Below are 8,229 nucleotides of genomic sequence, written 5' to 3' on the forward strand. Positions count from 1 at the left end.
TGCGACCGCCTCTGACCTCCCAGTTCGCCTGGCAGCTTGACATAGGAGCATCGCCGAGCTCGACCGGCCGTCGAAGCGCTCGTAGCGTTCATCGATGAGCACCGGCAGGTGTTCGGGGTCGAGCCGATCTGCCGTGTCCTGGCCGGCCACGGACTGAAGATCGCAACGAGCACCTACTACGCCGCCAAGAAGCGCACCCCCAGTGCCAGGGCGGTCCGCGACGCCGAGTTGAAGACGCAGATCATCCGCGTCCATGCCGACAACTTCGGTGTCTACGGGGTCCGGAAGGTATGGCGGCAGCTGCACCGTGAGGGCATAACCGTGGCCCGTTGCACGGTCGCTCGGCTGATGCGCGACCTGGGTCTGGAGGGCGCCTGCCGCGGCAGGAAGATCCGCACCACCATCCGCGACGACGGGCACGGCCGGGCGGCTGACCTGCTACAACGTGACTTCACCGCGTCCCGGCCGAACGAGCGATGGGTCGCGGACTTCACCTACGTCGCCACCTGGTCAGGAATCGTCTACGTCGCGTTCGTCGTGGACGTCTTCTCCCGGGCGATCGTTGGCTGGTCCGCCGCCACCAGTAAGCGGGCCAAGCTCGTCCTCGACGCCCTCGACATGGCCCTATGGCGACGCGACCACGCTGGCACACCAGCTGGCCCCGGCCTGATTCATCATTCGGATGCGGGCAGTCAATACACGTCTTTCGCGTTCACCGCACACCTCCTCGAAGCTGGCATCGACGCCTCCATCGGCACCGTCGGCGACGCCCTGGACAACGCACTCATGGAATCCCAGATCGGCCTCTACAAAACAGAGCTGATCAAGCCCCGTCGGCCCTGGCACGGCCTCGCCGATGTCGAACTCGGCACCACGGAATGGGTTGACTGGTTCAACAACCAGCGCCTCCACAGTGCGATCGGTGACGTCCCACCCCACGAGCACGAAACCAACCACTACGCTCAACGCCAGCCCCAACCGGCGGCTGGAGTCAACGCATAGAGCCTCCACAGATCCCGGAGCGGTTCAGCGACCGCCGTCGGCGGTGCCATCGTGACGTACGGTGGCGTCTGGCTCCACGCTCGCTGAGGCCTCCGTTCCGCGCTGGCACTGGAACAGTTGTCTCCGATCGGCATGGACGTTGTGGTCAGAGGGAGGCCGGGCATAGCAGTGGGTCAGGCGGGTTGTCCCTGCCCAGCCCCCTGCTGAGCGCTGCCGTACCGTCGCCCTATCGGGCTGGGGCCGCGCCGTCGGAGGGTGTGGCGCGGATGCGGTCGACGAGCGCTTCCATGCCGGCCAGCCCAGCGTCCAGGCCGAGTTGCCGCATCCAGTTGTCGGCCTGCTCGCGGCGTTCGGATTCCACCCGCAGGTTCAGGGCGGGGTTCGCCATGAAGATCCCGCCGTGTGATCCGCCCGAGTCTTCCGGCACAGGGGCCAGCCCTTCGGGATGGAGGAGAGCGGCTACGACGTCGCCGGTGACGAGGTGCATCTGCTGGGGCTGGGCAACGAGGACCTCTTCGACGTCGGCGAGGTCGGCAAGGGCCGCAACGACGGAGGGGTCGACGACCGTGGCAAGGATGCCTTCCAGGAGGCCACACAAGTCCGACACAGGATAGAAGTAGTCGAACCTGTGAGCCCCGAGGGCTGCGGCGAACCTGTGCAGACGGGAGATGACGTCGATCTGCACCTGCGCGACGCCGTGGTTAGCGGCGTAAGGGTCGGGCAGTGCGACGGTCACCACGGCCTCCACCGGGAATCCCGCCGGTTCCTTGCTGCCGGCGTGCCAGGCGAGTCGGGCCCTGCGGGACCGGTTGAGCCCGGCTCGCCGGAAGGGATGGAAGCTGTCGACCGCGCCGTGTCCGATGCCCAGGAGGGCGCGCGGAAGCGGGGAGTCGTTCAGCGCCTTCGTAAGCGTGGCGAGGGTGCGTTCCGACAGGGGGCGCCAGGCCGCCGCCTCGCCGATCGGCACGTTGATGCCGGTGCGGAAGATGAAGTCAGCTGTCGGGGAGCCTTCGTTGTCCTGCGGCATCTGTGGGGACGTGACGTGCTGCCCCATGGGCACGGCTTCAGCCAGGCGGTCCTCGCGCGCGAGGGCCAGGAGGCGGTCGCGGTCGGCCGAAGCGTTGCGGCCGCTCAGGCGGATCGGCGCCTTCATGTCCATCAGGAGTGGGCGGGGTGCAGTGTTGGGATCGACCTTGATGACGATCACGCTTCGGCCGGAGCCGTCGTCCAGCGGCACCGTGATGAACTTGGGCTCCCATGGCGGGTCGAACTTCTCGTAGCAGCCGCTGACGATCTGGTCGAGCGTGCTCTGCGCGTCGACGCCTATGACCCGGTCCTTGCCGTCGGCGGCTCGGTCGTTGATGCCGACGAGGATCATGCCGCCGTAGGTGTTGGCCATGGCGGCGATCGACTTCAACAGGCTGGAGGAGTACTCGCGCTTGAACTCCAGCGTTTGGCTCTCAACCTGATCCGGGCGCGCGGCCAGCACCCGTATGCGCTCAATCGTCAAATCCGCCATCGAAGCGGCGAACAGTGGTGTAACCATCACGACATCATCTCTATCTTCCCTTCTCCTTGCTGCGATTTATACGGCGCGAACGTGACCCGTGTGCAGATGACCGTGCAGCACTAGGCGGGCATTTCTTGTCGCTCGGCATCGCGGATGGCGCGAGCGGCGTTGATGAGACCGATGTGGCTCAAGGCTTGGGGGAAGTTGCCGAGGGCCTCTGCTGTGGTGGAGTCGGTCTCCTCGGCCAGCAGGCCGAGATCGTTGGCGTGTGCGAGGGCGGTTTGGAAGGCGTGTCGTGCACGGGCGGTGTGGCCGGTGAGGGCGAGGGCTTGGGCCAGCCAGAAGGTACACAGCAGGAAGGTGCCTTCTTCTTCCTGTAGTTCGTCGGTGAGGTAGCGGCGGACCAAGCCGTTGTGGTCGGTCAGGTGGGTGGCGATGGCCAGCACGGTGGACTGGATGCGGGGGTCGTATGGTGGCAGGAAGCCGACGATGGGCAGCATCAGTGCGGAGGCGTCGAGGTCGTCAGTGTCGAAGGCCTGGGTGAAGGCGCCCAGGTCGGGGTTCCAACCGCGCTGTTCGATGGCCTGGCGGATCTGGTCGCGCTCGTGCTGCCAGTGGGGCAGGCGTTCGTCGGCCTGAAGGGCAGGGGCCAGGCTGATGGCGCGGTCCAGGGCGACCCAGCACATCAGTTTCGAGTGAAGGAAGTGTCTGCTGGGTCCGCGTCTTTCCCAGATGCCTTGATCCGGTTGGGCCCACCGTAGGGCGGCTGTCTCGGCTGCCTGGAGCAGGAAGGTGCGGGTGGCTGGGTCGAGAGACTTATCGGGCGGAAGGGTCTGGGCAGCGGCGTCGAGGAGCTCGCCGTAGACGTCGAGTTGGCGTTGGCGCCAGGCGTCGTTGCCGATCCGAACGGGGCCGCTGTTGCGCCAGCCGGTCAGGTGAGCCAGGGGCCGCTCGCTCAGATCGCGTTCTCCGCCGATGCCGTACATGATCTGCAGGTCGACGCCGCGGTCGAGTTGGGTTGCCGCGGCTCGGGCGAGGAAGCCGAAGAACCGGTTCTTCTCCTTCTCACAGGCGGCCGTGGCAAGTGCCTGAATGGTAAAGCTGGCGTCGCGGACCCATGTGTAGCGGTAGTCCCAGTTGCGCATTCCCCCCGTCTTCTCGGGCAGAGAGGTGGTGGCCGCGGCGACGATGGCCCCGGTGGGAGCGAAGGTCAGGGCCCGTAGCACGCGTCCACTGTGGCTCACTTCGTCCTGCCAGGGGCCGACGTAGCCGCGGTGTAGCTTCGACCAGGAGCGCCAGCCTTTGACGGTGTCGGACATGCGACGCCGGATCCGTCCCGTCTGCCAGGCCACCGACTCCCTTTCCCACGCCGTCCCGACGTGCAGGGCGAATCCGAGGCGGTGTCCCGCCGAAAGCGGGATTCGGCCGTGGGCCGTGGAGCCGCTCATCCGCAGGTCGACGGGGCTCGACAGGAGCAGAACATGGGCGCCCCCGTACGCCGCAAGCCCACCTGGCACGGCTGAGAGGAGTGGGTGGACGAGTCCGAACTCCGGGCGCGGCGCGTAGGCGATCTCGATGTCCACCCGCCCTTCGGTGCAGGTGATCTGCCGCAGCAGCATTCCGGGGGAAGCGGTGCCGAGCGCGTGCCCGCGTTCGCGCCGTCCCAGGGCAAGGGCATCCCGCAGGACCGCCGTGCCGCCGGTCGTGCGGAAGACCGTCTCCAGAACGAGGGTGTCCTCGACGTAACGGCGGCTGATGTCGACCGGGCCGGTGACAGGGCGGATGGACCAGTGGCCGGCGTCCTCGTCGAGCAGTCGGGCGAAGATCGCCGGGCTGTCGAAGCGGGGCAGGCACAGCCAGTCCACCGAGCCGTCGGAGGTCACCAGCGCGGCCGAGCGGCAGTCGGACAGCAGGGCGTGGTCACCGATCGGTCGCGCACTCATGCGTCGCAGCCCGTCCACCTCGGGCCGGACGCGGCCCGGCCGGGACGACGTGAGCAGTCGCCTGCGACGCAGGTCTCTCCAGGTGCCCGACGGGTGACATGGATCCCAGCCTTCCTGAACAGTGGATTCACCTCCAGCCAATCAGCGCGATCGGTGGATCGCACGTGCCGGTTGCCGACGTTTGCTCCGACCGAGTGGCACGAGCTGGTGCCGCGCTCGGCGTACGTCGTGTCTCCCCGCCGCCGCGTGGCCGACCCCGCGTCATCAGCGAGGCCACGAGGCCAAATCCGGGCGGCCGAGGGCGAGGAAGCGTCGGTGACCGTATCCCCACTGGTTGGTGACGCTGAGGGTAAGGTCGGCGGCGATCCTGTGGAGCGCTGGTCGTCCGAGCCGTGCCCAGGGGAAGAACGGACCGCTCCGGCCGTGGAGGTCCTCGAACCGGGCGGTGCACTGCTGCTCGACGTCGTCGGGGTCGACCTCGACGACGAGACGCCCGGTGGGGGCGATGAGTCCGCCGCAGCGGCGCAACAGGCCATGAGGGTCGCCTCCGATGCCGATGTTGCCGTCGATGAGCAGCACTGTCTGCCAGCCTCTCTCGGCCGGCAGTCGGTCGAAGACCGATCGGCACAGTGCGAGCCCGCCCAGAGAGGTGGTCAGTGCGACCGCCCGAGGCGCGATGTCGACCCCGAGGGCGAAGACTCCCCGGTTCAGGAGTGCCCTGCACATGCGGCCCGGGCCGCAGCCGACATCGAGGACGGGGCCGGTGCAGCGTTCCAGCACTGTCTTGTCGGCCGCCGTGGGCTGATCGTGCCAGCGGTGCACCGGCATCCGGATGCGGCGCCCGTCGGCCAGCCGCAGGAACACCGGTTCAGGGCCGGGTCGCAGGGTGAGTGCGTAGGGATCCTCGTCGGCGTCGTACGGCTCGTCCTCGTCCGCTGTCACGGTGCTGCGCCATGCCCTGCGGCGGGTCGGCTCTCGTCGCCGCGGCCGGCCCGGCGCGCGCCGCGCAGTCTCACCGCGAAGACCGCTGCGGAGGCCGCGAAGAGCACGGCGGTGATCGCCAGCCATCGGCCGAGGTAGACGTTGTCGGACAGCCCGGTGTCGCCGGGGTAGGGGACCGCCAGACGCAGGACGAGGGGGAACCAGACCAGCAGGAGCAGACCGGACAGGAAGGCGGGAACGCGCAGGTAGTTGATCCACGGCACCGTCGGTCCGGCGGGGGCTCGGTGCCGCAGTACGGAGAGGGCCGACAGGTCGGCCAGCGAGTACAGCGGCAGCAGGATGAGGTCGTGGAGGATCGCCGCACCGAGGAACCAGATCGCCACCTCCCAGGGCTGGACGACGAACAGGCGCACCATGGCGTAGCCGGTCAGGGCGAACGAGGCGATCAGGACGAGCAGATGCAGGGGGCCGGAGCCGTACCAGCGGACGAATCGTGCCATGGTCACGCCCTGAAGGTGAGCCGGTGGACCCACTTGGTGTTGTTCACGCCGGGGTTGGCCGGGACGATGATGCGGGCCGGGTAGCCGTGGTCGAGTGAGAGGTCCGCGCCGTTGACGCGGAGGGCGAGCAGCGCTCGGGGGTCGTGGATCTGGTTGCCCCGCAGCATCACCCTGGTGAAGGGGCCGGGGGGTTGGATGGACTGGACCAGGACGCTTGCGGCGTCGGGCATTCCGGCCAAGGCGGCGATGTCGGCCAGCCGGAGGCCGCTCCAGTTCTGGTCCTCGGTGGACCATCCCTCCACGCAGGCGATCGGCAGTGCGGCGGCGTGCTGGGGCATCGCCAGGAGCTGCTCGCGGGTGAAGACCCGTGGCGCTCCGCGTCCGTGGACCTCCAGCCGCCAGTTGGGGCCGACGAGGGCGGGGGTGACGCCGACTTTCGCCGCCGTCTTGTTGATCTGGAAGCTGTTCGGGCCGCTGCCCGGATCGCGGTTGTGCGGTGCGAGCAGCGCGCTGGCGCGCAGCCGTCCGCCGATGCTCTGTCCCGCGGTCACGACGAACAGGAGCAGCGATCCCGCTCCCACCATGCCCACCGCGCCGCGGCGGGTCATCGTTGGCGGTGCGGGCGCGGCTGCCACCAAGCCGTCGGGATCGGGTGGTTCGGGCACGGTGTGGGTGAGGTCAGTGCGCAGTTCGGCGCTCAGGCTGCGCGAGCGCAGTGCGCGGGTCATCCGTCCGAGTCTGAGGCACACATGGACGACGAAGGCGGCGATGAACACCCAGGCGCCGTAGAAGTGCAGGCGGTAGAACGAGCCCGGGAAGACGTAGTAGAGCTGGATGTTGAAGATGCCGGTGACGAACTCGAAGATGACGCCGCCGACCAGCATCAGCAGGGACAGCCTCTCCAGGCCGTGGGCGATGGAGCGTACCGGCAGCCATTCGAACAGCTTCGGGATCACCGACCACAACTTGGCCAGCAGCACCGGCACCAGCACCACGCCCAGCGTCACGTGCACGCCCTGGAGCAGCCGGTACAGCCAGTAGGGATGGGTGGGCCAGCTGAAGAGGTAGAAGCCCAGGACGCCCTTGTCGGCAGTCTCGTCGTTGAGGGGGCTCAGGTCGGGGTTGTAGGAGGCGTAGGAGAGCAGCCCGGTGACGAAGAGCAGCGGGATGCCGATCAGCAGCACCAGGCCGAACACGGACGTCAGCCAGGGGCCGCGGATGGGACTGCGCCAGAAGCCGGGGCGGAACGGTCCCGGGGGCGGAGGAGCCTGCTCGACCCGGCGCACGAGGACCCTGGCACGAGCGGCCACCTTGGTGGCCCGCACCGCCGCGGCAGCGCGAACGCGCTCTAGGCGCCCCTGCGCGTGACCCTCGTCCGATCCCCGCCGCTGCGACCCGCCGGAGCCCGCAGCCGGTGGCCGTCCGCTGATGCCCAACGACTGCCTCCCCTATTCCCAGACCGTCTCTCAACGTGGGCATCGAACCCCACCGCTCCGTCAGTGCCTGTCAAATCGTCAGCCACAAACTGGCGCAGATCGGGCTGACTCTCCGTGCCTGTCGTGCATGCAGGTGTCAGCCGAACGGTTGAACCGGCGCTCCGCACGGCTCGACGGGTCGCACAGTGGCCTCATGATGGTGGGGTGCGACGCCTCAGCGCACGACGCAGCGCCGCCACCTGGCTCGGCCGCACCGCGCTGACCAGGGAAGTGTTCTGGTTCGTCGTGATCGGCGTCGCCTCCACGGCGGCCCAGGCCATGCTGTACTGGGTTCTGCGCCAGTGGTCGCCGCCCATCCTGGCCAATTTCGCCTCCCTACTTGTCGTCACCGTCCTCAACACGGAGGCCAACCGTCGGCTGACCTTTCACGGGTCCCCGGTCCGGGCCCTCCAGGCGCATCTGGCCGCGGGTGGCCTGTTCGTCCTGGCGTGCCTGGTCACCTCAGGCGCCGTCCTGCTCTTCCGCCACTACCGGCCCACCGCCTCACCAGCAGCGGAGACCCTGGTACTTGCGCCGAGCTTCGCCCTGGTGACCGTGGTGCGCTTCACGGTCCTGCGGATGGTCGTCTTCAGACGCCGCCACCAATGACCCCTCTCGCCCGATGCGACCGACACGCCTGTTGTTTTCGACAGGGTGAAGCGGAGCCACTCGGGCAACGGGAATGCGAGCCACTTTGGAAGGTGGTGGAGCCCGCTACTCGCCGGCCTCGAACTTCGCGCCTCGATGATCTGGCTCGAAGACCTCTTAGTGGGCGGTTCGTAAGGCGATGTCCATTTCTGGCTGAGGTGGGGGCAAGGACGCTGGTGGAGGTTGTGTCGGCTATTGCTTCCTGGCGA

The 8,229-nt window shown here is 68.2% G+C and carries 6 protein-coding genes and 1 pseudogene; 2 read left to right on the forward strand and 5 right to left on the reverse strand.

Annotated elements, in window-relative coordinates:
* Window positions 1–75: 75 nt before the first annotated feature.
* Window positions 76–1,002, forward strand: a pseudogene (locus ABT288_RS48480) (IS3 family transposase); the annotation flags it as partial.
* A 226-nt stretch (window positions 1,003–1,228) separates the two neighbouring features.
* Here ABT288_RS48480 and ABT288_RS48485 read toward each other — a convergent pair.
* The 5 genes from ABT288_RS48485 to ABT288_RS48505 form a co-directional block, all read right to left on the reverse strand.
* Window positions 1,229–2,548, reverse strand: coding sequence for an AlbA family DNA-binding domain-containing protein (locus ABT288_RS48485; protein ID WP_351623081.1), 1,320 nt, complete (start codon window positions 2,546–2,548; stop codon window positions 1,229–1,231).
* Window positions 2,549–2,631: 83 nt separating this feature from the next.
* A complete protein-coding gene (locus ABT288_RS48490) occupies window positions 2,632–4,455 on the reverse strand; it encodes a glycoside hydrolase family 15 protein (protein ID WP_351623083.1) in 1,824 nt (607 codons plus the stop codon).
* Between the two features lie 264 nt (window positions 4,456–4,719).
* Complete coding sequence (locus ABT288_RS48495) at window positions 4,720–5,397, reverse strand: class I SAM-dependent methyltransferase (RefSeq protein ID WP_351623086.1); 678 nt, start codon at window positions 5,395–5,397, stop codon at window positions 4,720–4,722.
* Complete coding sequence (locus ABT288_RS48500) at window positions 5,394–5,897, reverse strand: hypothetical protein (RefSeq protein ID WP_351623092.1); 504 nt, start codon at window positions 5,895–5,897, stop codon at window positions 5,394–5,396. The genes ABT288_RS48495 and ABT288_RS48500 overlap by 4 nt, the downstream gene beginning before the upstream one ends.
* 2 nt (window positions 5,898–5,899) lie before the next feature.
* On the reverse strand, window positions 5,900–7,183 hold the full coding sequence (locus ABT288_RS48505) for a molybdopterin-dependent oxidoreductase (RefSeq protein ID WP_351623095.1): 1,284 nt from the start codon (window positions 7,181–7,183) through the stop codon (window positions 5,900–5,902).
* A 354-nt stretch (window positions 7,184–7,537) separates the two neighbouring features.
* Here ABT288_RS48505 and ABT288_RS48510 point away from each other — a divergent pair, with 354 nt between their 5' ends.
* Entirely contained in the window at window positions 7,538–7,981 is a 444-nt protein-coding gene (locus tag ABT288_RS48510) for a GtrA family protein (RefSeq protein ID WP_351623089.1), read from the forward strand.
* Window positions 7,982–8,229 lie beyond the last annotated feature (248 nt).

Source organism: Streptomyces sp. NPDC001093, assembly GCF_040298985.1.
Classification (GTDB): domain Bacteria; phylum Actinomycetota; class Actinomycetes; order Streptomycetales; family Streptomycetaceae; genus Streptomyces.